We start from the raw sequence: 25373 nt of genomic DNA, 5'->3' as shown, positions 1-25373 counted from the left end.
CCCGGGCATTGTTGCATGGATGCGCAGCGCGCGCAGCAGCGGTTTAGTGAGCAATTAGCGTGACCGGTATGCCCTTGCAGCCCATTCCGCGCGACATCATGAGTTCCTGCCATTCCGCCTGGCCTCGCTCGGAAATCATCGGATCGATCTGACGATCGGTGCGCAACACGTTGAACGGCCATGACGGGCGCAGCAGCCTCTCGTGCACCAGCGAGCCGAGCCAGATCGGCGTCGCGGCAGCGCCGGCCTTGCGCTGAACCGCATAGCCGGTTTGCCAGAAACGCAGCACGTCGCGCTCGTCGCGGCGCTCGCGCTGACGTGCAAAGACGAGGGTCGACGGCTCGCCGTCGTTGAGCTTGGGCAGCACCGGCAGGTCCATCGCGGGCACATCCGGCGAGATCAGCGAGAAGAGGCTGCGTGCGGAAAAGCGTGTGCCGGGCACCCAGCCGCGGCTGCCGAGCTGTGCCTCGATTTGCCCGGCGTCGGCGGTCCACTGCACGGTGATCGGCTCGCGATGATCGCCTTTCAGGTCCGAGCGGTAGCACGGGAAGGTCTTCCACAGCGAGTCGGCCCATTGGGCTTCGCTGACGACAATGGTCGGGCGCGTCTGCATCGGCGGCATCGCGAGCGATCCGGCATTGAAATGGTATTGCAGCACCACGCTCGCGCAGATCACTGCGAGCACGACGAGCGGCATCCACGGACGCGTCGGATGCACATGCGGGTTGCGCCAGACCGCGGTCAACGCGACGATCGCCACCCAGATCGCAGCGAATGCGGCGCCGCCGATCGCGTCGGAGAATGCGTAGCGGCCGGAATAGAGGCCGGCGAACGCGATCGCGCATAAGATCGCAATACTCACGGTCGTGACGACGATGCTGCTGAATACCCCGACGCGGCGCGCGAGAATAAACCCGAGGAAGCCGTAGACGATCACGCTCGCCGCGACGTGATTGCTCGGAAACGCGTAGGTGTCGACGCTGCCGCTCCAGGCGGGCGCGCGATGCACGATGAGCTGGATCGCGACGATCAGCACCTGTGAGAACGCGACCGCGACGACCCAATAGACGACGGTGCGCCAGCGGCGTTCGTAGACCATCCACAGCACGCCGGTTGCGATCAGCGCGGTGAGCGTCGGCACGGTGCCGAGCGCGGTGACGCGGGCCAGCAGGTCGGCAAACCACGGCGAATGGATCGAACGCATGAAGCGATAGACCGATGCGTCGATTTGCACGAGCGGATTGCCGCGCACGACATCCTGCAGTACCCCGAAGAATATGCCCGCGCATAGCAGCACGATAAGCGAGATCGCGACGGCGAGACTGATGCTATGGAGCTGCGGATCGATCACGCGCAGCACGAAGGGACCCGCGCGTCCGCGATGCTGGCGTGCCCATTGCACCATGCCCCGTTGCGAGGTGACCGCCCATGTACGCGCATGCGACAGGATGAAGCGCGTCGCCACGTAGATCAGCCACACGACGCCGACCATGATCGCCAGCGCGGCGACGAGCCGGAACGACACATCGCCGGCGAGCTGGATCGATGCGCCGAACACGATACCGGGCAGGATATGCGCGGGCGCCCAGAGCACGGCGGACAGCACGTTCATCGCGTAAAAGCGCGTGGGCGGCATCTTGAGCATGCCGGCGACCAGCGGCACGATCGCGCGCAGCGGTCCGACGAAACGCGCGAACACGACCGCCTTGGCGCCATGCTTGTCGAAGTACCGGCGGCCGCGTTCGAGCAGTTGCGGATGCGTGGAGAATGGCCAACGGCCGGCAATCGAGTCCCGGTAGCGATGCCCGAACCAGTAACTGATCCCGTCGCCCGCGACGGCGCCGGCAATCGCGCAGACGAGCAGCCAGCCGAGATTCAGCGATCCGGTGCCGACCAGCGCGCCGGCGACGAACATCGCGGTGCTGCCGGGAACGAAGGTTCCGACGATCGCAAGCGATTCAAGAAACGCGGCGAGAAAGGCGACCGTCAACGTCCATCCAGCGTGCCCCCCTAACAGGTGCAGTAACTGGACGTACGCATGCTCCATATGAATCTCCCGATTTTTAGCGGCCGGTCTGGCGGGCGGGTGCAGCCTGCAGCAACTGACAGTCTAAGGGCAATGACCGTTTGTGCGCAGCGTCGTGTGAGGCGGCCGGATTCAGGAAACCTGTCAGAGACCGACAAGCGCCGCTCATTCAAGCCGTAAGGCGCAGATGCCCGATTGACGAGAAGCGGTAAAGCCGCTTGCGGCTGCATCGCATGGAATACCCGCCCCGTGTGTTGGACACATCTTCACGTGTCGTGAGGTTTCGCGCTTTCAAGCGAGCTTATTGGCGGATTGCTGGACTCCATCTGATGTCCGATTCAATAACCGGCAATGGCGTTTTCATATCGCTTGCATATCGAACGCCAAAAAAAGGATTCTTGATGCGATGCCTGCGACTCTGTTAAAGAGCGCTAACGATGTGCACCGTGGAGAATCTGGCAATAGTTAAGAAGAACCCGGCTTGAGCGAGATGTAATTCCAATAGCCGCAATTTGCTTTTTTGCGACGTTTCCCAAGCGAAAATCTGTTGTTATTACCTTACTTTACGTTCAAAACATAGCACTTCAACGTATATCCATGGCATAGTCCGCCTATGTCGTTCAACTGGGAGAAAAGTATGGCCACATTGGAGCAAATCCAGGTGCGTATGAAAAAACTGCAGGCGCAGGCTGAAGTCCTCATCGCCAGGCGGGCGCAACACGCACTTGATCAGATCCGCGAATTGATGATCAAGCATGGACTGACCACCCGCGATATCGAAGCGCGTGCGAAGGCAAAGCGTGATCGCGCGAGCGCGGAAAGGCTTGGACTTCGCATTGGCAAGCTCAAGAGCGCAGGCGCAACCAAGGGCAAGCTGCCTCCCAAGTATCGCGACCCGAAGACGGGCGCCACGTGGAGCGGTCACGCGAGGCCCCCGGCATGGATCAAGAACGTGAAAGACCGTAGCAAGTTCCTGATCGATGGCAGTGTCGCCGCAGTCGATGCAGTTGTTTCCGTTAAGGCAAAACCGGCGGCGAAAAAAGCGGCGCGCAAGGTGGGCCGTCAAGTGGCTGCGAAGAAGAGTACGGCAAAGAAGAGCACGGCCGCCAAAACGGTTGGACGAAAGGTTGCTGCTAAGAAGACTGCGGTAAAGAAGACTGCGGCCAGGAAAACGGCTGGCCGGAAAGTTGCGGCCAAGAAGGCCAAGGCCGGACGCCCTGCAACCGGCAAGACGGCGACGAAATCCGTTGGCGCAAAGACAGTTGCGCGTAAAGCGAGTGGTGGCATGGCAAGAAAGATGGCGCCGCGGGCGACGTCCATCGCTGCGCCGGTCACGGCAAACGGTGCGATCACGCATAGCTAGTCAGGTGTGCCCGATCGACACGGCGGCAATGCGGCGAAGAAATGAGCGCCGCTTGCCGCCGTTTGTTTAAGCACGCTTGAACGTGCTTAAGCGCTGCGCTTAAGCAGCGCTCGACGCAAAGACTGCGCGCCCCTGCGTCAGGTCACGCAATGCTTCGCGCGCATCGTCAAGGGCGGTGAGCGGCATGCGAATCGCAAGATCGACACGCATGCCATAGGCGCTATGGTCCAGCAGATAGTTTTGCTGTTCGATCCAGCGCCGCACACGCGCTTCGTCCGCATAGCCGATCTCGACGGCAAGTGTGGTGAGCGCAATCCGTTCGACGCGGGGTGCATCCTGCAATGCGCTTGCGATCGCATCGGTATAAGCACGCACGAGTCCGCCCGCGCCCAGTTTGACGCCGCCGTAGTAGCGCACCACCGCGGCCAGCACGCCGTCGAGATCATGATGGCGCAGCACTTCGAGAATGGGCCGGCCGGCTGTGCCCGAAGGCTCGCCATCGTCGGACATACCGGACTGGCCGCCGGCCAGCAGCGCCCAGCAGACATGCGTCGCGCCAGGATATCTCTCGCGCAGACGGCGCAGCTCGTCCATCGCGGCATCGCGGTCCGCGACCGGAATCGCGTAGGCGATAAAGCGGCTTTTGCGGATCTCGAGTTCCGCAGTCAACGCGTTAGGCAGGGTATAGGTCGGCAAAGCGGGTAATCGTATCGGCGGCAAATGAGACGGGTGGGGCATCAGGCTGCAATGTTAGCTGATGCGCGAGCGGCAATGGCATCACGCTCGTGACCCGGGGATGCTGCGGATGCGTCGCACAATACCCGTATCTTGCGCTATCCGGTAACACTCTCTTGTCAAGTTGTGTAGTGACGGGCCCAGACTCGCATTGGATAATCGCGGACGTGACGGATCTCGCTTCTGGCTGGAGCGAATGCCGGACTCCTCATCCGGTGGTCCGTCATACCTTGTTCCGGAAGAACGGCAACGCGCGGGCGGTTGCTCCGATGCGCGCGCAGTCAGCAACCGGCCCGGTTTTTCAGGCCGCTCATTTCGACGCGGCGTTCGAAGACCACGCGCGAACGCGCTGCATCACCGACGTTTGACACGTGCGGCAAGCACAGATTGCAAGCAGCGGTACGGTGGCCGACGGCTGCTATTTGCGCAACAGGCTTTGCGGCGGAATCCGTTGGTCGACTGTTTGCGGCATGGGCGAAAAGCCCGGCGGAAAATCGATAACCCGCAACGGTGCGCGCGACACGGTCGGTCGAGCCTGATCCGCAGTGCCGAAAAAGCGTGCGCCGACACGCGCACCGCCGACGATCGCGGTCATTGCCTCGCGGTCGAGTTCGACGCTGGCGGAAAGGTCTTTGATTACGAGCTTGGTCATGGCTGTTCCCGATGCTTGATCCGTACGGACCGTATGCAAACAGTTCATGCGGACATTGCATCGCATGAGACCTTGCACGAGCCGCATAGGGCTCGAACCACCAGTATAGGAAAAACGCGCAGGCGCGAATGTGTGCACAGCGCGTTAGCGCACGATGCGGAGGCCCCCGATCCTCCACAGCGGCGTGTGCTTACACAACCGCGTTCGTGCTGGCCCAAAGCTTCGGGCTCACGTTCAGGTTCGGCGGCACGAAGCCCGCGCCGATCACACCGATGTTATTCAGTGCTTCGACATTCACATATTGCATCTGCGTGATGTTCTGGTTGATGCCGATATTCACGTTGGCAACCGGACCGAGGCCGGCAAGCCATGAGTTACCGGGCACACCGCCGCCTGCGACGGCGGACATCGCGCGACGGTCGAGTGTCCGGGCGCCGGACAGATCGCTGATAACGATGGATGACATGATGGTTCTCCAGGGAAATCGAAAGGCGGTGAAGACGGACAGCGGCACACAGCGGCGAAACAACAGCAAACAGGCGGACTGCGACGACTGGGAGCGCATGCGGCTCAGGCGCTCCCGGTCCCCCGTGCAAGCGTCGTTGTGATCAGTACACGGTGACGTGGTTGGTGCCCGTCATGGTCGGCGTGATCGTCGTGTCGAAGTTCTTCGTGAACGCATTGCCGTTGTTGCTGACGTTGCTGATATCCATCGACTGGTTTACAAGCTGCTGTGCATTGACCGTCTTGCTGTTATCGAACTTGAACGACTGGCTCGGATAGTACGGGAAAGCGATATAGCCGCCGCGGACAGCCTTCATTGCGCGGCTGTCGAGTTGTTCGGTCAGCGACAGGTCTTTGATGGTCAGCGATTTCATGAAAGTTCTCCTAACTGGGAATAGAAAGGTCTTGCGGTTCGTTTGAGCATCTTGTCTGCTCGGGCGTCACTCACGCACAGGTTGTGCCAGGCGCGCACGCAAGCAGCGGTAAAGCGATCAAGCCATTGATGGATAAAGGCTCATCCGCCTGCAATGAGATCGGCGCGCACGCCGCAACAGAGGGCGTGCATTGACGATGACGGTTCGAGGCCAACTGACTGCCCGGTGCTGTTGGCCGCTTCGCAACACATCCGCTTGATCGCTTGCAGCAGATGTTTGCGAAAGAGAAACGTGCGGGCTACTATCGAATGAGCGCATGTAATTGATTACGACAGGATCACTCTTCGTCCAGCGAGCGCTGCATCGCTTTGCACCCATGGCCAACCTTGCGCATCTGATCCGGGATTACCAGAGCGGCGTGCTTTCGCACGATGCGTTCGTTGCGCGGCTCGACAGCACATTGACGACCGAAGGCCTGGGTTCCGCGCGGCTCCTCGACATACTCGGCGAAGCGCACGCACGCACGCCGCTGCCGGCGGATCTTCATGCGGAAATACGCCGCCGGATCGAGCAATTGCCGGTGTCGAATGTTGCGACGGGCGGCGACGAAACGCGTGTGCAAACGGCGTCCGGGCAAGGCGGCACGACGGTAGTCGACGATTCCGCGGCATTGCGCGTGCCGCCCGCGCCGTCGTCGCCATCCGGCACGTTCGGCGCGACGCTCGCGCAGAGCGCGTCGCCGGATCACGTCAAAGGCACCGGCGATACGCTGAACAACCGCTTCGTGCTCGAAGAATGTCTGGGCGTCGGCGGCATGGGCACCGTGTACAAGGCGCTCGATCTGCGCAAGCTGGAAGCATCGGATCGCAAGCCTTATGTCGCGATCAAGGTGCTCAACGTGCAGTTCCGCGGCAACCCGAAGTCGCTGATCGCGCTGCAGCGCGAGGCGCGCAAGGCGCAGGTGCTCGCGCACCGGAACATCGTCACGGTGTACGACTTCGATCGCGACGGCGCGATCGTCTACCTGACGATGGAGTATCTGTCCGGCAAGCCGCTCAGCCAGATTCTGCGTACGCCTGATTTTCACGGCATGCCGGTCGGCGCGGCGCTGCCGATCGTGCGCGGCATGTCCGCCGCGCTCGCGTACGCGCACGAACGCGGTTTTGTGCATTGCGATTTCAAGCCGGCTAACGTGTTTCTCACCGAAACCGGTGAAGTGAAGGTGATCGACTTCGGCATTGCGCGCGTATTCCAGCGTACCGAGGAAGAAAACGATGCGACCGTCTTCGACCCGGGCAGCCTCGGCGCATTGACGCCCGCGTATGCGAGCCCGGAAATGCTCGAGCATCTGGAACCCGACCCGCGCGACGACATTTACGCGCTTGGCTGCATTACGTACGAACTGCTGACCGGGCGCCATCCGTTCGAGCGGATCGCGGCGACCCAGGCACGCGCGGCGCATCGCGAGCCGCGCCGACCCGATCAGCTTGGCGCACGGCAATGGCGTGCGTTGCGGGCGGCGTTGTCGTTCGATCGTGCAACGCGCACACCGAGCGTTGCGCGCTTTGTCGAGGGGTTCTGCATCGATGAGCCGCGCGCGGCGAATGGCGCGTCGGGCAAAGGCGGCGGCGCGTTCAATGCGCTGTCCGGCTGGCCGTTGAAGGCAGGCGTCGCGGGCCTTGCCGTACTGATCGCGGCAGGCGTTGGCGTGTATCGCCATCGTCTGTCGCCAGTCGAGCAGGATGCCGACCGGCAACTGTCTGCCGCGTCTGACACGCCGGTGCAGCGCGCATCGCAGGCCGCAGCGGTTCAGGCGATCGCGCCTGCGGCGCCGCGCGCGGAATCGCCAACGCCTGACCAGAGCTCGCGCGCCGTTCCTGCCCCGCCGCCTACGCTTGCGATGGTTGCGCCATTGCTTGCGAAGCTGCCGTGTTCAGCACTAGCCGCATCGATCGACGGCCGCGCAGTGCAACTGCGCGGCTTCGTCGCGCAACCAGGCGGTATCGACAAGCTGAAGGAAACGGTGGGCACGATGCCGGGCGTCGATGCGCTCAAGCTCGCCGTGCAACCGCTCGGCGCGGACACCTGTGAAGTGCTCGACGAATATGCGCCGTACTGGGCGCGCAACTGGCAGACCGGTCACCTCGCTGCGCTGCGTATGCATGCGCCCGGCGCACAGCTTACCGAAGGCGACCCGCTTGTCGTCGATGTGACAACGCCCGGTTACGACTCGTATGTGAACATCGATTACTACATGCTGGACGGCAGTGTCATCCATATGGTGCCGGGGCCGCGTGCGAAGGACAATCAGGCGCCCGCGCATTATGTGGCGACAATCGGTTCGGCGGGTGACTGGATCGTGTCGAAGCCGTTCGGCACCGAACTGGTGGTGCTGCTGATTACGCCGGCGCCGTTGTTCGATAGCTTGCGACCGGAAAGCGAGGCGCGCGCCGACTATCTACACGCGCTCGATACAAGACTCAGGCAGATCGCTGCAAAAGTCGGACAGGAGCGGATCGTCGCGGACATTGTGCCGATCACGACCCGCGCGCGCGGACACTAAAACACGCGCTGCGGCTTTATTTGAGGTCCTTCGCGACACGGAAGCCGTCCTGCGACTGACGCACGCTCTGGCTGTACTTGAAGCGCGTCGAAGTCAGCATATAGTCGCTGCCTTCACGCCACGAGCCGCCGCGAATCACGCGCATATTGCAGCCCGGCGCGTCCCACGTGCGGCCGTCGTTCGGCGCGCTCTGATATGAGTTGTGCCAGCAGTCGCTGACCCATTCCCACACACTGCCGTTCATGTCGTGCAGCCCATACGGATTTTGCGCGAACGAACCGACGCTTTCCGGGCCTTCCTTATGCCACGGGTCGCCGCAGTCCTTGCAATTCGCCTGGCCTTTGCGCATCTGGTCGCCCCACCAGTACTTTGTCGTAGTGCCTGCGCGATCCGCGTATTCCCATTCGGATTCGGTCGGCAGACGGTAAGGCTTGCCGGTCGTTTTAGCGAGCCATTTGACGTAGAGCTGCGCGTCGTCCCAGCTCAGATCGCGGGCCGGCGCATTCTTGACAGCATTGTTTTCCGGAGACAGACGCGGGCAGCCGTTCGCGTCCGCGCATGCGTTCCACTGCTCGACCGTCACTTCGTATTTGCCGATCGCGAACGGTGCGGCGATCGTCACATGGTGCGGCGGCTTTTCGGATGGATCGTCGTAGTTGCTGCCCATCGTGAATGAACCGGCAGGTAGCGCGATCATCACCGGGCAGCTCGCGCAGTCCTTGCTTTCGCTGCTGGCGGTTGGCGTTGCCTTGGGGACGGGTTGAGCAGCCGCCGGCGGCGCGGGCGAGGGCGATGGTGCGGGTGTCGTTACGATCGGATGTTGCGGCTGTGGTGCGGGTGCCGGTGCGGGTATCGGCGCCGCTTGCGGCGCGGGAGCCGTGGACGGTTTCGGCGCCGATGCGGCTGCCTTGAGCCGGTCGATGCGCGCACGCGCCAGCGTCGCGAAGCGTCCATTCGGATAGGCTTTCAGATACGCTTCGTAATCGCTTGCGTAATTGCTGTCCTTGATCGAGTCCCAGAACGTCAGTTCGTATTGTTCGCTGCTGTCCTTGGGCATGATGCCGCGGCTTTGCGTCGGCGCAGAAGAGTCATCCATCGGCGTGCGAGCGAGCGCGATACGCTGCGACGCGTCGAAGGTGTGTGGGTCGCCGCCGCTCAGGCTCAGCGCGCTGCTCGATGTCGACGCGGTCCATGGCTGTTGTCGACCATGCGTGGCTAACGAGACTTCGTGCGCAGCCAGCCGGGCAATCGTGTCGACGTCATCGCCGTGGGTACTTTGCAACGCATGCAACCATGCGGCCGTCAGCATGCCATTTTGCGCACCGTCCAACGCGAATCCGCCGGGCGCCGTCGCGTAGGTAATCGACGTATCGGGCGGCAGTGCCGGCAGTGCGTCGCTGGGCCGCGCCGGAGCGGCGAACGGCTGCGCGAGACAGGCGTCGAGCACGAGCACGTTATGCCGCTGCGCACGCTTCGCGGACATCACGCGCAATACGGCGGTCAGATCGATGCCGTCGCGCACCATGGCCGAAGGTGCGAGCGCGTTGCTGCCTGCCGGCAGCAGCAACGTGGAGCGTGCGGTTTGAATGCCATGCCCGGCGAAGTAAAAGAGGCCCATGCCGCCCGCCTGCAGGCGCTCGCCGAATTCGGCAATTGCATCATTCATTTGCTGCGGCGTCGCGTCGGCGCGGCTAATCACGTCGAAGCCCAACGACTTCAATGCGGCACTGACCGCTTGCGCGTCGCGCCTCGCGTTCGCAAGCGGACTTGCCGGATAGTCGCCATTGGCGATGACAAGCGCCACCTTGCGGCCGGCGACGCGATCGCCGACGCCTGCCGTTGGATGCGCATGACGGGTGGGATCTGCAACGCTGCGCATCACAGCGTTTTGCGCCGCCGCGCCGGCCGCTTGCGCGATGTCTGTATCAGCGCCGGCCGAATAGGCGTTGCCGATCCCGATCATGCATACCAGCAGGAGTTTTCGCCACATATTCAATCCTGTCCGTGGTGGACCGTTATAGCTACGGAACGTCTCGCCGGCCGTCATCGAAAAGATAGCACGCAGTCCGAACGTCAGAACGTTAACGAGCGGCGCGTATCTTTTTGGCAAGTTCCGTCCTAAGCTAAAGCAGAATCGCAAAGCCCTGACCTTCCTTCGGGAGAATGCGCCATGCGAAGAACAAGAACGTCGGGCATGCTGGCCGTGCTGTTCGTCTCGCTGGTCGCGTGCGTTGTTCTCGGGCACTCGCGCGCGCATGCCGCCGCGCAGACACCCTCGCCGCCGGGCGCGCAGGAATACATCATCTGGCCTTATGACGGCGCGGTCATTCAGGGCGGCAAGCTGTGGGTCCGGATGGGGCTGCGCAATATGGGCGTGTGCCCGAAGGGCGTCAATGTGCCCAATACCGGGCACCATCATCTGCTGATCGACACTGACTTGCCGCCGCTCGATCAGGAAATTCCGTCCGACCGCCAGCACCTGCATTTCGGCGCAGGCGAGACCGATGCGCGCATCGAGTTGCCGCCAGGCAAGCACACGCTGCAGTTGCTGCTGGGCGACCAGAATCACGTGCCGCACGTGCCGCCGGTTTACTCGAAGAAGATCACGATCATCGTCAAATAGCGTTCGCTCAAGACCTTTTGGCTCGCGGGCGCCGGATGGATAGGGATGCTGCCGGTTGCGATGCGCAACGCGCGTGCGCAGTAACAGCGGGCCAGGCGACGCGACGACGGAGAGCACGACTCATGTACAAGATCCTTGCCGCAGCGGCGCTTGCCGCGTTGATGTGTTCTTTCATGTCGAACATCGCATCGGCCGGCACGACGCCGGCGCCGCGCGATGCGGTTGCGTATATCGGCTATCCGAACGACGGTCAGGTCGTGCCCGCAAACAAGCCGTTTCGCGTATGGTTCGGGTTGCGCTATATGGGCGTCGCGCCTAAAGGCGTCAAATATCCGAACACCGGCCATCACCATTTGCTGATCGATTGCGACTTGCCGCCGATGGATCAGGAAATTCCGTCGGACCGCCAGCATCTGCATTTCGGTGCTGGCGAAACCGAAACGATGATCGAATTGCCGCCCGGTAAGCACACGCTGCAATTGCTGATGGGCGACGACCGGCACGTGCCGCATGATCCGCCGATCTATTCGAAGAAGATCACGGTGATCGCAAAGTGACGAAGGTGTGGTTCGCACACCAACACTCGAACAGGCGGTGTTGGCGCCTCGCCATCGGTTAGCGAACCGGCCGTGCCGGCAGAAATTCCGCGCACGCATTCGCGAGTGGCCGAAACAGCCCGTATTTTCAATGCGTTGCATGCTTTGCCCGCAAGCGCGTTCAACACTGGCACAACCTGTGCGTGAGTCAGGCCCGAGCAGACAACGAATGCTCGAACCCGAAATCGCAGACCCTGCGCTCACCTCTTAGGAGAACCGTGATGAACTCGCTGATGATCAAAGACCTGCACGTTGCCGAACCACTCGACAGCCGCGCGATGAAAGCCGTGCGTGGCGGCTATATCGCTTACCCGTACTTTCCGAGCCTGTCGTTCAAGTTCGACAACAGCAAGAACGTGAGCGCGCAGCAGCTCGTCGACCAGTCGCTCGGCATCAACAACGTGAGCGGCAACGGCAATGCCTTCGCCAAGAACTTCGACACCACGATCACGCCGACGATGACCGCGACGAACCACGTCGACGTTCATTAAGAAGCCTGACGGTTCCGCGGAAGGCTGGACCGGGCCTTCCACGGGCCGAGCCGGAAGCATCATTGCCGTACCCGCAGTCGCGCGTCAAAAAGCGCATAAGCAGAATCGTCCTTTCCACACCACCCGCCACGGCCCGCCAGAAGCGCGCACTCCAAACCCACGAATCACGCCGACATCGATAGAGATGCCGCGCGGGACGTGCTTTACTTGAATCGCGCGTGTTCGCTGTGCGGCATCGGCAGGTTCGATCGGAGAATACCGTGTTCGCGTTGCCCCGTTCATTGGTTCGCTGCGTGCCGGGCGGTATGCACCATTGCGTTGCAACGCAGCGCCGCGCTGGCCGCGCGATAGCGCGCCGCGCCGCGGCGACCGCCGTCGCCGCACAGGCGCTCCTCGCGGCCGCATTGCTCGGCGGCTGCATCGACGCGCACGTGCCGGACTATCATCGGCCCGACACACCGGCCAAGGCATCGTGGACCGACCACACGGGCTCGTCGATCTCCGCCGCGGACACGATCGAGCCCGACTGGTGGAAGAGCTTTCAGGACCCGTACCTGAACACGCTGATTGCGAAGTCGATCGAAGGCAACTTCGACATCAAGATTCTCGCCGCGCGCATCAATGTGGCCGGCGCGCAGATCGCCGAAGCGAAAGCGGGCGCATTGCCGACGATGGACGTCGGCGCCGGCGCGAACTTCGAAAAAACCACGGGCTTGCCGTTTTCAAAGCAATACAACCTCGCCACGCAGGTGAATTGGGATATCGACATCTGGGGCAAGGTCGAGAAGGGCGTGCAGGCGCAAAAGGCCGAATTTCGCGCAAGCGAAGCCGATTGGCGCGCGGGTTACCTGGAACTCGTGTCAAACGTGTCAACCACGTACTTCCAGATCCTGCAATTCGACGACCAGCTCGAGCAGCAGCAAAAGATGATCGACGCGAACCGGCAGATCCTGACCATTTTCGAAGGGATGAGCGCGAACGGTTTGATCCCGAAGACGCAAGTGTTGCGCCAGCAGGCCGAGATCAACCGCTTGACCAAGGACCTGCTCGATCTGCGCCGCTCACGCGACCTCGCGAACAACGCGCTATGCACGCTGATCGGCGTGCCGGCCGGCGAGTACAAGGTGCCGTCCGGGCATTTGCAGCAGCGCGTGCAACTGCCGCTGGTGCCGGCGGGCTTGCCGTCCCAGTTGCTGGCGCGCCGCCCCGACATTGTCGCGTCGGAACTACGCGTGCTCGAAGCGTATGACCTGGTCGGCGAAGCGAAGCTCGCGCAATTGCCGACCGTGAGCCTCACCGCGCACGGCGGCACGGCGAGCCTCGCTTTGTCGGACTTGCTGAAATCGTTCACGTTCGGCGTGATGCCGAGCATCAACATTCCGATTCTCGACCCAAGCGTGCGCGCGCATGTGAAGACGACTGAAGCGCAAGTCACGGTATCCGAACAGGAATACCGGCGTACGGTGATGGGTGCATTCGAGGAAGTGGAAAGCGCGCTCGTCAATCTGAATGCGCACAAGGCGCAGCGCGTCGAGTTGCAGCAGCAGGTCGAGCGTCTGCACATTGTCGCGGACCAGGTGAATGCGCAACTGAAGGAAGGGGTGATCTCGCAGCTCGACGTGTTCGAAACCGACCGGTCGTACCTCGAAGCGCAGCTCGATCTGCTGTCGAACCATCAGCAGATTCTGTCCGATACGGTATTGCTCTATAAGGCGCTCGGCGGCGGCTGGCCGCCCGTCGATATCCAGATGCAAGTGAAGGGTACGGAAAATTGACTCCCGTCATGCGTGACTTACAATCGCTGTGTGCCGGCGGACCCGTGCTTCGGGCCGCCCGCGCGCCCTCCGCCGCGTTTTCTGACGGCATTCCTCTGACGCGTGCATCCAGCGCAGGCGTCTGCTGGTATACGATTAGTGATGCAGAAAGATGAATCCCGGCGAAGCTCCGATTGCTGAGATGCGCGCGACTCTGGACCAGGAGTTCGATGTCGTGCTCGTGCCGGTTTCGCATCCGGCGCTGGGTGTGATCCGCATTAGCGAAAGTCTGTTCGCGATCGGCCGCAGCGAGGCACCGTTCGCCGATTATCCGCACGAGCGCGTGGCGCGGCTGTCCCGGCGCCACGCACGCATTTTCTTCGAGCATGGCGCGGTATATGTCGCCGATCTCGACAGCAAGAACGGCACGGCGGTGAATGGCGCGAGCGTGCGCGAATCGCCGAGCCGCGTGCGCGCCGGCGACGAATTGTGCTTTGGCGGCGAACTCGCGTATCGCGTCGGTATCGAGCCGCGCGCATTCGATCCGGCCGCCGCGCGCGCGGCGCAGCAAGTGAGCGTCACGTTGACGCCCGAACGCGCGGATCTGGACCTCGAACCGATCGATGTGCATGCGTTCCCGTTTCTCGTCAGCAAAACGGACTCGCTGTTTGCACGCTACAAGGAGCGCTACCCTCATCAGGTGAACTACATCTCGCGCCGCCATGCGCACCTCTTTTTGCGCGGCGCGCAGCCCTATGTCGAAGATCTCGGCAGCACGAACGGCACGTTTGTCGGAGGAAATCGGCTGGACGAATCCGCCGTCGCGCTTCATGACGGCGACCTGCTTGGATTCGGCAGCGACCACTTCGTTTACCGGGTGAAGCTGCGCAAGGCGCTCGAGGTCGAGCCGACCGTCACGCATCTGACCGCACGCAGTACGCGGCGCGACGACGCCCCGCAACCGGCCGCGGCCAGTGTGCCCGTACGACCGGCGCCGCCGGTGGAACCCGCGATCGATATGGACAAGACGACCTTCGTCGGCGCCGCGCATTCGTTTCTCGACATCTTCTACGTCGATCGCGCGGTGCAACGCGAGGATGAGGTCAACGAGGCCGCGCGGCCGGCCGCAGCCGACGCGGCGCCGGACGACGCGCGCTCGCGCCGTCCGCGGCACCGCTTCAGCGCGCTCGCGATCGAGTTCGCGCGCGCGTTTTCCGGCGGCGATCGCACCGCGCTGCGCCGCATCGGCTTCGGTACGCTGGCGGCGCTCATGCTGATCGCGGCTGTCGCGACGGCGCTGTACATGCGGGGCGAGTCGGAACGCGAGCTCAAGCATCGTCTTGCAAGCGGCGATGACGAGCGTGCGATCGTGCTGGCGAACGAATATCTGATGCGCCATCCGTCGGACGATGCGGTCAAGACGTTGGCAAGCGTCGCGTTGATGAAGGCGCGCGTGCCCGGCTGGCTCGACGCATTGCAGGCGCGCCAGTTCGACCGCGCGGACGCGCTGATCGGCGGGATGAAAGTGTCGAGCGCCGGCAATGCGGATACGGCGCCGCTGATCGACGAACTGCAATGGGTCGGCAATCTCGAACGCTTTGTGATGCGGCGCAACAGTGCCGGCGCTGCGGGCGGCAATGCGACTGCCGGCGAAGGCGAAGCGCCGATTCGCATCTATGGCGATGAAGACCGCATCAACGGTCTGCTGCAGCACTGGGACGACGATCCAAAAAGCCATCAGCGCACGCTCGATCGCATTGCTTCTTATGTGCCGCAATTCGCCGATCCGTATGCGCTGGCATTGAGTCATCTGCGCAAGCTGCAAAGCGACGACTCGGTCTACGTGGCCGCGATCGATCGGCTCAATGCGACGATCGGCACCGTACTGATTCGCGACAAACCCGATGCGCTCGTCGCGGTGTTCGACGACTATGCGCAGCGTTATCCGCGGCTCACCGGCCTCGACGGCTTGCGCGCAGATGTGCGGCAATACACGGATTTGCTCAACGCATTGCTTGCGCGGCATCTGGGTCCGCTGCTCGCCCAAATGAAACAGGTGCATTTCTCGACACCGCCGTTTCAGGCGCAATACCGGCAACTGGCGGCGTCGCGCTTGCCGTCGGCCGGTCTCGTCGGTGCGCATGACGCAGCGCTTGCCGCCTGGCAGCGCGGCGCTGTCGAACAGGCGCTCGACGCATGGCGAAACATCGCGGGCGGTGCATGGTCCGCCGAGATTGCGGCCGAATACGCGCACAAGAAGGCACTCGCTGCGCAATTCGCGGACTTGCGAAGCAATCGCGGCGGCAAGGACTATCAGCAACGGCTGCTTGCGTTCTATGCGGGACTCGATCCGCTCGAAGACGGCTGGTTCGCGCACGCAATCGAGCCGGACGTCGCGGCGCTGCGCGATAACGCACTGGTCCACGCTCATGACCAGCTCGCGCGCGCGCAGACGCTTTGGCGCCAGTATCGTGCGAACGGTTCGATCGGCGGCACGCAGCGGCTCGAATCCGGCATTTCCGAGCGCTTTCGCGGCCAGGCGCGTTTGCTGTCCGATGCGCAGTCCGCCGCGCAGCAGGGCATGCGCGTCTATACACAACTGAAGGCGGACCACCCGTCGCAATGGGATCAACTGCTGGAAGATATCGATGCGGAATGCGCGTTGCAGCGCCGTTCGCTCGAAGAACTGCGGATGGTGCTCGAGCCCGGCTTGCTGAAAGCGAAGCTCGCATTGATCGGAGGCGAAGACGGTGAAGCGCGATCCTCACCTTAAGCCGCTGCACGAGGCGCTGGAAGACCACAGCGTCGAAGGCATCGCAATTCTGACCGCGGAACCGGTGCGCATTGCACAGGCGCTCGTGCTTGCGATGGTCGCACTGGTCTTCGCCGGTTTGCTGTGGTCGTTCGTCGGCCGAGCGGATGTGATCGTCACCGCGCAGGGCACGTTGTCGCCGGAGTCCGACGTGCGGCGTATCTATGCGCCGATCGACGGAGAACTCGCGGACCTCTTTATCGCGGAAGGTCAGCCGGTGTCGAAAGGCGATGTGCTCGCGCGCCTGAATGCGCGCGGCGCGATCGAGGCGGCGACCAACGCGTTGCAGGCGCAATTGAAGCTCGATGACGCGGAGCGTGAATGGAAGCAGTTCCCCGAGAAGAAGGAACTGATGCAGCGCAAGGCGGCGGCGCTCAAGGATCAGCTCGACGTGGAAGAGCGCCTGCATGAAAACCGCGTGTCGGAAGGCACGACCAAGCTTGCCGAAGGGCAGAAAGCGCAACTGGAAGAAGCGCGCAGCGCGCTCGACAACGCGCGCCGCGCGCGCGATGCCGCGCGCGTCGACCTCGACCGGTACTCGCGTCTGTTCGCCCAGCCAGGCGGCGGCGGGGTCGCGGAATTGCAGGTGGAACAGAAGCGTAACGCGTATCTGGAGGCGGAAAACGCGTACCGTGTCGCGCAATCGAAACTGACCGAACTGGATTTCCGCTTGAGCCACGAATTTGCCGAGGCGAATGCGCAACTCGAAACCAGCGGCCAGCAGACGACCAGCCTGAAACTGCAATACGACGCGGCGGTGCGTGAGATTACCAGCACCGAGGACAAGTTGCGCCTGCAACTGCAAACCGCGCGTCTGGTGTCGGACGCTGCAGCGCGGATTCGTTTCGAGAATATCGACAAGGACAATTTTCTGCTGATTCTCGCGCCGGTGTCCGGCGTGATTACGGATGTCACGTCGACGCAACCGGGCGACAAGATTCAGGCCAACGCGCCGCTCGGCGGCATTGCACCGAAAGACGCGCGTCCGGTGCTGAAGATCGATATCGCCGAACGCGACCGCGCGTTTTTGCACGAGGGCATGCCGGTGAAAATGAAGTTCAGCGCGTTTCCTTACCAGCGCTATGGAATCGTCAAGGGCACGCTTGCTTATATTTCACCCGCGACCAAACCGTCGGGGCCGGACAAGCAACCCGTCTACGAGGGCCGCGTGACGCTCGACAAGGATTACTACCAGGTGGCGGATACGCGTTACCCGTTGCGTTACGGCATGACCGCAAGCGCCGAGATTGTCGTCAGGGAACGCCGGTTGATCGACCTGGGGCTCGACCCGTTCCGGCAACTGGCCGGATAACACCACACGACCACGCGCCTGTATTGAACGTATCGGAAAGCACGAGCTGCCCATTCGAGGAGAAGGAGATGACCGCGATTGTAAGAATCGATGATGAAGTGGTCGACGATGCCGAGTTCATCCGCTTGCTGAAGCTGACCGGCCAGTTCGAAAGCCTGATTGAGCAACTCGTGCGCGACAAGCTGACTGTGCATGCGGCGAAGAAGCAGGGCATCACGGTCGATGCGGACGAGATCCAGCAGCGTGCGGACCAGTTTCGCCGTGTGCGCGGCCTGCATCGCGCGGCCGAGACGAACCAGTATCTCGATGCGCTTGGTGTGTCGCTCGATCAGTTCGAGGCGTTCATTGCCGACGGCCTGTACCAGGAAAAGATGCTCGACAAGATCGCGGACGACCATGCGATCGAAGCGTACTTCTCGCTGAATTCACCGAAGTTCGACGCGATCGAGGTGAGCCATATCGTGCTCGATAGCGAAGGCAAGGCCAAGGAGATGATTTCGTATCTGCACGACGATCCGGACAGTTTCGCGGATATGGCGCGTGAACATTCGATTGCCGATACGGGTGCGGCGGGCGGCGTGATCGGCAAGGTGCTGCGCGGCTCGCTGAAGCCGGATATCGAAGCGAAGATTTTCAATGCGGCAGCCGGCGATCTGCTCGGACCTTTTACATCGGATGACCGGACCTGTTTCGAAATTTTCGCGGTCACCGCGAAGTGTCCGGCGGCGCTCGATGCGGACGTCGCGGCGGAGATCAGGCGGCTCCTGCGTGAGGAATGGCTGATGGCCCGTGCGCAGGAACACATTATCGAGGCGCGTTGACGGCGCACGCCGCCGCATGCCGCTCTCGCCTTCAGAGGCTCTGGACCGCACTGATATGGACGCTCCGCAAACCTCGCCGTCCACCGCCGATTTCCTCGCGTCGGTTGAAATCCTGTCGCCGTTTTCTCGCGACGAACTCGAGCGGCTTGCCGCCCACGCGCAGTCGCGCTTTTATACATTCGGCGAGACCATCTGCAATGCAGGCGACCCGGCCGACGGACTGTTCGTGATCAAGTCGGGGTCCGTGCGCATCTTTACCGAAGAGCACGGCAAGGAAATCAGCATGGGCGTGCGCAAGCAAGGCGAGATCTTTGGCGAGCTCGCCATGCTGCGCGCCTATACGCATGAATCGTCGGTGCGTTCTTCCGCAAAGACAGAGCTGCTGTTTATCCCGCATGCGGAAATCGAGCCGGTCATTGTTGCGAATCAGGCCGCGCACGCGTTCGTCGCGAGCTATGTGGCGATCAATTCGGCAGGCGGTTTTGTCGCGCAGCTGTTCGATCTGCGCGGCAAGCTCAACAAGGCCGAGCTTGAAGAATACGTGCGCAGCGTCGGGGTCAAGCGCGTCAGCGCGGGCAAGGAAATCCTCAAGCAGGATGCGCGCGATGATCGCCGGCTGTATGTGGTGCGTCAGGGTGAAGTGAAGATCGTGCGTCACGAGGCCGGGCACGACTATACGATCGCCACGTTGCGCGACGGCGAGATTTTCGGCGAAAAGGCGTGCCTGATGCGCCAGGAGCAAACCACCTCCGTGGTGGCGAGCACCGACACGCGTTTGCTTGTAATTCCCGAGCGTACCGTGCACTTCATCCTCGAGCGCAATCCGAAATTGCGTGAAGTGCTCGACGAGCGGATCCGCTATTCGGACCGCGAACTGGAACGCCAGAAGCGGCTCGAACAGCGCCGCAAGCGGCCGTTGATGCTCGATCTGCATACGAAGCCGGAATTCGGCGAGCGCGTGATCCGCCGCTTCGCGCTGGTTGAGCAGGCCGAAGAAATGGATTGCGGCGCGGCCTGTCTCGCGATGGTCTGCAAGCACTATGGCATTCCGATGACGCTCGGCAAGCTGCGCGAACTCGCGAACGTGACGACCCAGGGCGCGACGCTGGACAGCCTCGCGCGCGCGGGCGAGTCGCTCGGCTTCACGACGCGTGGCGTGCAATGCACGTTCGACGCGCTGCGCGGCTTCGATCTGCCGTTTATCGTTCACTGGGAGGGTTACCACTACGTGGTGGTATACGGCGTATCGCGCGATGACGTGTGGCTCGCGGACCCGGCGCTCGGCTTCAGAAAGCTCGCGGTCGAGGATTTCGAACGCGGCTGGAGCGGCACCTGCCTGTTGTTCACGCCGGGCGCGAATCTCGTGCAACTGGCCGCGTCGCGTTCGCCATGGCTACGCTTTATCGGCTATCTGAGGCCGTATCGCAAGATACTGGGCTACCTGTTTCTCGCGACGTTCGTGATTCAGGTGCTCGGTGTGATTCCGCCGCTGATCATTCAGAACATCCTGGATGGCGTGATCGTTCACCAGAATATCGGGCTGCTGCATCTGCTCATTATCGGGTTGATCATCTCGAACGTGTTTACGCAGCTGATGTCGACGATTCGCGCGTATCTGTCGAACTTTATGGTCCGCAATATGGACTTCGCGATGATGTCGCAGTTCTTCAGGCATACGATGTCGCTGCCGTTCTCGTTCTTTGCGAAACGCAAGACCGGCGACATCTTCGCGCGCTTCCAGGAGAACCAGACGATTCGCGCATTCCTGACCGAATCGACGGTCACGACGGCGTTGAATCTGCTGATGGTGTTCATCTACTTTGCGATCATGTTCTTCTACAACGTGAAGATGACGCTCACGCTGATTGCGTTTGTAATCCCGATTATCGCGTTGACCGTGCTGGCCACGCCGAAAATCAAGGCGTATGCGCGCGAAGTGTTTGCCGCGTCGACCGAATCGAAGTCGTTCCTGATGGAAGCGCTGGCCGGTGTGGAGACCGTGAAGGGGATGGGCATCGAGCGTCCGGTGCGGCTGCGCTGGGAGAAGAAATATGCACGATCGCTCGAGGTGCAATATCGCGCGCACGCATTCAACATCATGGTCGGCTTCGGCAGTCAGCTGCTGAACGCCGCGACGACGATCGCCATTCTCTGGGTCGGCGCAAACCTCGTGCTCGCGCGCGAAATGACGATCGGCCAGTTGATCGCGTTCAATGCGTTCATGGGCAGCGTGCTCAGTCCATTGATGGGGCTGGTCGGCTTGTGGAGCATGCTCAACGATGCCGGTGTGGCGATGGAGCGCCTCGGCGACGTGCTCGACATCGAACCCGAGCAGAAGCCTGAAGATCTGCAATCGCGTGTGATGCTGCCCGACCTGCAGGGCGAAATCAGTCTGAACGGCGTCTACTTCCGTTATGGCGACGGCGATGCGCCGTACGTGCTCGAAAACATCAGCTTCGATATCAAGCCGGGCGAACTGGTGGCGATTGTCGGCCGCAGCGGGTCAGGCAAAACGACGCTCGCGAAGCTGCTGGTCGGTTTCTATACGCCGAGCGAAGGGAAGATGAGCGTGGACGGCTACGACCTGAATGTGATCGACAAGGCGTACTACCGCGCGCAGATCGGCTATGTGATGCAGACCAATCTGCTGTTCTCCGGGAGCATCGCTGAAAACATCGCGAGCGGCGACGATACGCCGGACCGGCGCCGTATTGAAGAGGTCGCGAAGATGGCCGATGCGCATGCGTTTATCAGCAAGATGCCGCTCGGTTACGAACAGGTGGTCGGCGAGCGCGGCATCGGGTTGTCGGGCGGGCAGATCCAGCGGCTGTGCATTGCGCGGGCGCTGTATCACGACCCGCGGCTGCTCGTGTTCGACGAAGCGACTTCCGCGCTCGATACGCAGTCGGAGAGCAATATCCTCGGCAATATGCACGACATCCTGAAAGGCCGCACTGCGGTGATCATCGCGCACCGGTTGAGCACGATCATGCGGGCGGACAAGATCCTCGTGCTGTATGAAGGCGCGATTGTCGAGCAGGGGCGGCATGAGGAACTCGTCAACCGGAAGGGCATGTATTACCAGCTCGTCCAGAAACAGTTGAGCGCGTAATGAAAATACTCGACCAGCCGGAAGACAGCAGCCCCGCCATTTCTTATGCCGGGTTGATCGAAAAGATCGAAATTCTGCGTTCGACGCTGCGCTGGTCGTCGCGTCTCGAACGTGCGGAGATCGAGAAGCTGTTGCGCCAGGCGAGCGCGCTGCGCGACGAGGTGATGCAGTTATCGCACAAGGAGCGCTTTGTGCAGGCCGCCGCGGCCGAACCGGAGCGCTTGGCCGCGGATCTGCTTCGGTCGCGCGGGGCGCGGCGCCAGGCGCTGCTCGAACGCAGCTTTATCTTCGAAGGGACGTTCGGCGACAATCCGAAACTGCTCGAGGCCCTCGAAATTGCCGAAAAGGCCGCGCCGACCGATCTGCCAGTGCTGATCGACGGTGAGAGCGGCACCGGCAAGGAGTTGATGGCCAAAGTGATTCACGCGAACGGCGGACGCGCGGACAAGCCGTTTATCTCCGTGAATTGCGGCGCGATTCCGGACAATCTGCTCGAGTCGGAACTGTTCGGGCATCGCAAGGGCGCGTTTACCGGTGCGTCCGGCGATCGCAAAGGCAAATTCGAAAGCGCGCATACCGGCACGATCTTTCTTGACGAGATTGGCGAACTTCCGCTGCCCGGCCAGGTGAAGCTGCTGCGCGTGCTCGAAGCGCATGAGATCCAGCGGGTCGGGTCCGACGAGCCGATCGCGGTGGATACGCGAATCGTCGCCGCGACTAACCGCAACCTGCGCAAGCTGAGCGAGCAAGGGATGTTTCGCGAAGATCTGTTTTACCGGCTCAGCGTGATTCACGTCACGCTGCCGCCGCTGCGCGAACGCCGCGACGAAATTCCACTGCTGTTCTCGTATTTCAGCGACGAAGCGGCCGGCGCATTGAAGCGCCGGCCGGTCCGCATGACACCGCGTCTGCGCGATTTTCTGCTGACGTATGCCTACCCGGGCAATATTCGCGAGTTGCGCAATGTCATGTACCGCCTGTCGTGTCTCGCCGGCGATATGGCCGATATCGATCACTTGCCGGTCGATATGCGGCCGATGGCTCATGCGCCGGCGGCTGTCGGGGCGTCGTCCGATGCCGCGACACTGAACGGCGAGGCGGGCACGGCGAATCTGCTGTCGCTTAGCGACGCGAAGCGCGCGGCAAGCGATGAAGCGGAAAAAGCGTTTCTGCAGCGCGGGCTGCGCGAGGTCGGCGGCACCGTTGCGGAACTGGCGCGGCGCGTCGATATGAATCGCTCGCATCTTCAGATGCTGTTGAAGAAACACGGGTTGCATTCAAAGGACTTCCGGCATTCTGCGCAGTCGCGCGGCGCCACGCGCAACAGCGCGACAGACGATGCCGATGAAAGCGAAGCTGATCTGCGTTGAGCGCCGTGCGTAATGCACCGGCACAGACGCACAGACGCACAGGTTGCAACGCGCAGGCTGGCCGGCCACGCGCCCGAGGCGCGAAGTGCGAAGTGCGAAGTGCGAAGTGCGAAGTGCGAAGTGCGAAGTGCGAAGTGCGAAGTGCGAAGTGCGAAGTGCGATCGAATCAGTATGTCGGATTCAGCAGCGTCTTGTCCGACGCGTGCGGATCTTCCGCCCGCATCACGACCGCGGTGACGTTGTCGCGGCCGCCGCGCGCCAGCGCGAGATTGACGAGTTCATCGGTGACGCGCCGGCAGTCCAACGGTGTCGGCGCGGTCAGCGTCGCGAGAATGTCGGCGTCGCTCAGTTCATTCGATAGTCCATCGCTGCATAACAGGAACACGTCGCCGTCGGCGACTTCGATCGCGTCTTCGTCCAGCGCGAGGTGATCGGTCGCGCCCACTGCGCGCGTAATGATGTGATGCGCGGGATGGTTGCGCGCTTCCTCGTCGGTCAACTGGCCGAGCGCGCGCATTGCCTCGACCTGGCTGTGGTCGCGCGTCAACTGACGCAACTGGCCTTGCCGGCAGTGATAGATGCGGCTGTCGCCTGCCCACAGATAACCGCAAAAGCGGTCGCACGCGAGCAGCACGACGACGGTGCTGCCGATTCGCTGCACCTGACGTTGCACCGCTTCGTCACGCAATTGCCGGTTGGCGTCGAGCAATTGCGCGCGTGCCTGTGCAAGGCCTAGTGTGAGGTTCGCCGCAGCCGGCATCTGTTTGAGCTTGTCGATCACGAGCCGGCTCGCGAGATCGCCGACCGCATGGCCGCCCATGCCGTCGGCGACCGCCCAGCGCCCGTGCGCCGGTTCATCGAGACAGGCGTCTTCGTTGATGTCGCGCACGCGCCCGGCGTCCGAGCGCGCGAACGACACCCAGTGGAAGTGGCTCGCGCAACTCACGGCATCGGTCACGCAGTGTTCCGGCTGAGCGCGTCGGGCGCGACATTGATGTGCGAGTTCGAGCCGCTGTTGCGCACATCGACAGTCTGGAACTGGTTGATCATCTGGTCCGCGTAGAAGTTGTTCTGCACTTCGTACAGGTTGACGACCGGACCCATGCTCGGCGAACTGCGCACGTAGGGCTGGATCCAGCCGAATACCCAGGGAGCGCCGCCGCCGCCGCGGATCGCGGTCATCGCCTTGCGATCGAGCGCGAGGCTGTGCGACAGGTCGTGGATAGCAATCGAGGCCATGGTGTATCTCCGGATAAAGCCGATGTGGCGCGGCTGTTGAGTCGGCTGTTGAGTTCAAGGATAGCTGCGGAAAATGGTGCAAGGGGTATGCCAGTTTGTGTCCGTTCCTGCACCGCGGCGCTAACGTCTTGATTGCCCGGCGATTCCGGCGCGTGGCACGTGATGCGCGCGGATCCGTCAGCCGGGTTGCGCACTGCGGCGCCCAACAGAATGCGATCCGAAGCGTTGGGACGCCCAACATATTCGTTATCGCTCGCACGCCCGGACGGGACGGGCATGATGCGAGCGAAATGAACGATCGCAGCCAACAGTTCGGCGCCGAAGCTGTTGGGCGTAGGCATACAGCGGCCCGTATCGGCTGCCGTGGAATGTCGCCATTTCCTCGCTGGATCAAGGACTTGCCGGCATTGGCCCGGATGATGCGAAAGCTTGCGCAACTGTGTTGGACACTTGAAGCGCAAACGGGGCAAGCCATGAACACCCTCTACCAGTCAGTGACGATCGAGCAACCGGCCGCACAACGCGCGACGGGTTGCGCAGTCAACGATGTCACGGTGTACGGCTTCGACGACGAACCCGCTCCCGGCGCGCACCTCATCACGCAGCGGCGCGGCTATGCGCATCACGGCATTTATGTCGGCGACGGCAAGGTGGTCCACTACGCCGGCTTCGCCGGCTCGGCCCAGCGCGGTCCGATCGGCGAGGTCACGCTCGAACAGTTCGCCGCCGGTCATGCGATCACCGTATGGCCGCATCCGTGTCCGAAGTATGCCGGCGCCGAGGCCGTGCGTCGCGCGCGCTCGCGGCTCGGCGAAAACCGTTATCGCCTGCTGACCAACAACTGCGAACACTTTTGCGCATGGTGCCTGTTTGGCGAAAGCCGCAGCGAGCAGGTGCATGCGTGCTTCACGCATCCGGTCGCGGCCTTGCGTGCGCTGCTGTGTCTGATCACGGCGTGCGTGGCGCGCGGACCGAAGGGAAAGGGCGGCCGGTTCGCCGCTCGTGCGGCGTGACGCGATGACTTGC

At 62.4% G+C, this 25373-nt stretch carries 20 protein-coding genes; 12 read left to right on the top strand and 8 right to left on the bottom strand.

All coding sequences use genetic code 11. The annotated features are described in order from the left end of the window. Positions 1-43: 43 nt before the first annotated feature. Positions 44-2047: a bifunctional DedA family/phosphatase PAP2 family protein gene (locus HV675_RS14985; RefSeq protein ID WP_175111699.1), complete on the bottom strand. Its 2004-nt coding sequence runs from the start codon at positions 2045-2047 to the stop codon at positions 44-46. A 592-nt stretch (positions 2048-2639) separates the two neighbouring features. Between HV675_RS14985 and HV675_RS14980 the strand changes: the two genes are divergently transcribed. Continuing rightward, positions 2640-3389, top strand: coding sequence for an H-NS histone family protein (locus HV675_RS14980; RefSeq protein WP_343056783.1), 750 nt, complete (start codon positions 2640-2642; stop codon positions 3387-3389). A gap of 99 nt (positions 3390-3488) precedes the next feature. Here the strand turns inward: HV675_RS14980 and HV675_RS14975 are convergent, their stop codons facing one another. The 4 genes from HV675_RS14975 to HV675_RS14960 all read right to left on the bottom strand — a co-directional run bounded on the left by HV675_RS14975 (position 3489) and on the right by HV675_RS14960 (position 5654). Next, on the bottom strand, positions 3489-4127 hold the full coding sequence (locus tag HV675_RS14975; RefSeq protein WP_175111698.1) for an IMPACT family protein: 639 nt from the start codon (positions 4125-4127) through the stop codon (positions 3489-3491). A 415-nt stretch (positions 4128-4542) separates the two neighbouring features. Beyond that, positions 4543-4776, bottom strand: a complete 234-nt coding sequence (locus tag HV675_RS14970) for a hypothetical protein (RefSeq protein ID WP_175111697.1) — start codon at positions 4774-4776, stop codon at positions 4543-4545. A 190-nt stretch (positions 4777-4966) separates the two neighbouring features. Further along, a complete protein-coding gene (locus HV675_RS14965) occupies positions 4967-5242 on the bottom strand; it encodes a hypothetical protein (RefSeq protein ID WP_175111696.1) in 276 nt (91 codons plus the stop codon). Positions 5243-5384: 142 nt separating this feature from the next. Beyond that, complete coding sequence (locus HV675_RS14960) at positions 5385-5654, bottom strand: hypothetical protein (RefSeq protein WP_175111695.1); 270 nt, start codon at positions 5652-5654, stop codon at positions 5385-5387. A gap of 376 nt (positions 5655-6030) precedes the next feature. Here HV675_RS14960 and HV675_RS14955 point away from each other — a divergent pair, with 376 nt between their 5' ends. Next, a complete protein-coding gene (locus tag HV675_RS14955; RefSeq protein WP_175111694.1) occupies positions 6031-8217 on the top strand; it encodes a serine/threonine protein kinase in 2187 nt (728 codons plus the stop codon). A gap of 16 nt (positions 8218-8233) precedes the next feature. Here HV675_RS14955 and HV675_RS14950 read toward each other — a convergent pair whose 3' ends face one another. Then, positions 8234-10207 carry an SUMF1/EgtB/PvdO family nonheme iron enzyme gene (locus HV675_RS14950; protein ID WP_175111693.1) on the bottom strand — a complete coding sequence of 658 codons (1974 nt, stop codon included), beginning with the start codon at positions 10205-10207 and terminating at the stop codon, positions 8234-8236. A gap of 180 nt (positions 10208-10387) precedes the next feature. Here HV675_RS14950 and HV675_RS14945 point away from each other — a divergent pair, with 180 nt between their 5' ends. The 9 genes from HV675_RS14945 to HV675_RS14905 all read left to right on the top strand — a co-directional run bounded on the left by HV675_RS14945 (position 10388) and on the right by HV675_RS14905 (position 23108). Further along, positions 10388-10840 carry a DUF4399 domain-containing protein gene (locus HV675_RS14945; protein ID WP_246270285.1) on the top strand — a complete coding sequence of 151 codons (453 nt, stop codon included), beginning with the start codon at positions 10388-10390 and terminating at the stop codon, positions 10838-10840. Positions 10841-10962: 122 nt separating this feature from the next. Next, positions 10963-11397: a DUF4399 domain-containing protein gene (locus HV675_RS14940; protein WP_175111692.1), complete on the top strand. Its 435-nt coding sequence runs from the start codon at positions 10963-10965 to the stop codon at positions 11395-11397. Positions 11398-11657: 260 nt separating this feature from the next. After that, positions 11658-11927, top strand: coding sequence for a hypothetical protein (locus HV675_RS14935; protein ID WP_175111691.1), 270 nt, complete (start codon positions 11658-11660; stop codon positions 11925-11927). 305 nt (positions 11928-12232) lie between these two features. Next, entirely contained in the window at positions 12233-13702 is a 1470-nt protein-coding gene (locus tag HV675_RS14930; protein WP_175111722.1) for an efflux transporter outer membrane subunit, read from the top strand. Positions 13703-13853: 151 nt separating this feature from the next. Further along, positions 13854-16454 (top strand): FHA domain-containing protein, encoded by a 2601-nt coding sequence (locus tag HV675_RS14925; protein WP_175111690.1) that lies wholly within the window; start codon positions 13854-13856, stop codon positions 16452-16454. Continuing rightward, a complete protein-coding gene (locus tag HV675_RS14920) occupies positions 16432-17805 on the top strand; it encodes a beta-barrel domain-containing protein (RefSeq protein WP_175111689.1) in 1374 nt (457 codons plus the stop codon). Before HV675_RS14925 ends, HV675_RS14920 begins: the two co-directional genes overlap by 23 nt. Before the next feature lie 68 nt (positions 17806-17873). Then, positions 17874-18626: a peptidylprolyl isomerase gene (locus tag HV675_RS14915; RefSeq protein WP_175111688.1), complete on the top strand. Its 753-nt coding sequence runs from the start codon at positions 17874-17876 to the stop codon at positions 18624-18626. Between the two features lie 55 nt (positions 18627-18681). Then, positions 18682-21738, top strand: coding sequence for a peptidase domain-containing ABC transporter (locus HV675_RS14910; protein ID WP_175111687.1), 3057 nt, complete (start codon positions 18682-18684; stop codon positions 21736-21738). Then, the gene (locus tag HV675_RS14905; RefSeq protein ID WP_175111686.1) at positions 21738-23108 is read left to right on the top strand and encodes a sigma-54 interaction domain-containing protein; all 1371 of its coding nucleotides are present in this window, start codon (positions 21738-21740) and stop codon (positions 23106-23108) included. Before HV675_RS14910 ends, HV675_RS14905 begins: the two co-directional genes overlap by 1 nt. A 166-nt stretch (positions 23109-23274) precedes the next feature. Here the strand turns inward: HV675_RS14905 and HV675_RS14900 are convergent, their stop codons facing one another. Further along, the gene (locus HV675_RS14900; protein ID WP_175111721.1) at positions 23275-24054 is read right to left on the bottom strand and encodes a PP2C family protein-serine/threonine phosphatase; all 780 of its coding nucleotides are present in this window, start codon (positions 24052-24054) and stop codon (positions 23275-23277) included. Between the two features lie 8 nt (positions 24055-24062). Then, positions 24063-24347, bottom strand: a complete 285-nt coding sequence (locus HV675_RS14895) for a hypothetical protein (protein ID WP_175111685.1) — start codon at positions 24345-24347, stop codon at positions 24063-24065. A 473-nt stretch (positions 24348-24820) separates the two neighbouring features. On the opposite strand from HV675_RS14895, the gene HV675_RS14890 reads away from it, so the two are divergent. Next, complete coding sequence (locus HV675_RS14890; RefSeq protein WP_175111684.1) at positions 24821-25360, top strand: lecithin retinol acyltransferase family protein; 540 nt, start codon at positions 24821-24823, stop codon at positions 25358-25360. The last annotated feature ends 13 nt before the right edge of the window (positions 25361-25373 follow it).

The sequence above is a fragment of the Paraburkholderia solisilvae genome, assembly GCF_902859875.1.
Lineage (GTDB): Bacteria > Pseudomonadota > Gammaproteobacteria > Burkholderiales > Burkholderiaceae > Paraburkholderia > Paraburkholderia solisilvae.
This window is presented reverse-complemented; position numbering and strand designations above follow the sequence as displayed.

Coding starts and splice junctions, on each gene's coding strand:
- HV675_RS14955 (WP_175111694.1), top strand. CDS start 6,031: ATGGCCAACCTTGCGCATCTGATCCGGGATTACCAGAGCGGCGTGCTT.
- HV675_RS14975 (WP_175111698.1), bottom strand. CDS start 4,127: ATGCCCCACCCGTCTCATTTGCCGCCGATACGATTACCCGCTTTGCCG.
- HV675_RS14935 (WP_175111691.1), top strand. CDS start 11,658: ATGAACTCGCTGATGATCAAAGACCTGCACGTTGCCGAACCACTCGAC.
- HV675_RS14940 (WP_175111692.1), top strand. CDS start 10,963: ATGTACAAGATCCTTGCCGCAGCGGCGCTTGCCGCGTTGATGTGTTCT.
- HV675_RS14980 (WP_343056783.1), top strand. CDS start 2,640: ATGTCGTTCAACTGGGAGAAAAGTATGGCCACATTGGAGCAAATCCAG.
- HV675_RS14960 (WP_175111695.1), bottom strand. CDS start 5,654: ATGAAATCGCTGACCATCAAAGACCTGTCGCTGACCGAACAACTCGAC.
- HV675_RS14890 (WP_175111684.1), top strand. CDS start 24,821: ATGAACACCCTCTACCAGTCAGTGACGATCGAGCAACCGGCCGCACAA.
- HV675_RS14895 (WP_175111685.1), bottom strand. CDS start 24,347: ATGGCCTCGATTGCTATCCACGACCTGTCGCACAGCCTCGCGCTCGAT.
- HV675_RS14965 (WP_175111696.1), bottom strand. CDS start 5,242: ATGTCATCCATCGTTATCAGCGATCTGTCCGGCGCCCGGACACTCGAC.
- HV675_RS14910 (WP_175111687.1), top strand. CDS start 18,682: ATGGACGCTCCGCAAACCTCGCCGTCCACCGCCGATTTCCTCGCGTCG.
- HV675_RS14930 (WP_175111722.1), top strand. CDS start 12,233: ATGCACCATTGCGTTGCAACGCAGCGCCGCGCTGGCCGCGCGATAGCG.
- HV675_RS14915 (WP_175111688.1), top strand. CDS start 17,874: ATGACCGCGATTGTAAGAATCGATGATGAAGTGGTCGACGATGCCGAG.
- HV675_RS14950 (WP_175111693.1), bottom strand. CDS start 10,207: ATGTGGCGAAAACTCCTGCTGGTATGCATGATCGGGATCGGCAACGCC.
- HV675_RS14905 (WP_175111686.1), top strand. CDS start 21,738: ATGAAAATACTCGACCAGCCGGAAGACAGCAGCCCCGCCATTTCTTAT.
- HV675_RS14945 (WP_246270285.1), top strand. CDS start 10,388: ATGCGAAGAACAAGAACGTCGGGCATGCTGGCCGTGCTGTTCGTCTCG.
- HV675_RS14985 (WP_175111699.1), bottom strand. CDS start 2,047: ATGGAGCATGCGTACGTCCAGTTACTGCACCTGTTAGGGGGGCACGCT.
- HV675_RS14925 (WP_175111690.1), top strand. CDS start 13,854: ATGAATCCCGGCGAAGCTCCGATTGCTGAGATGCGCGCGACTCTGGAC.
- HV675_RS14970 (WP_175111697.1), bottom strand. CDS start 4,776: ATGACCAAGCTCGTAATCAAAGACCTTTCCGCCAGCGTCGAACTCGAC.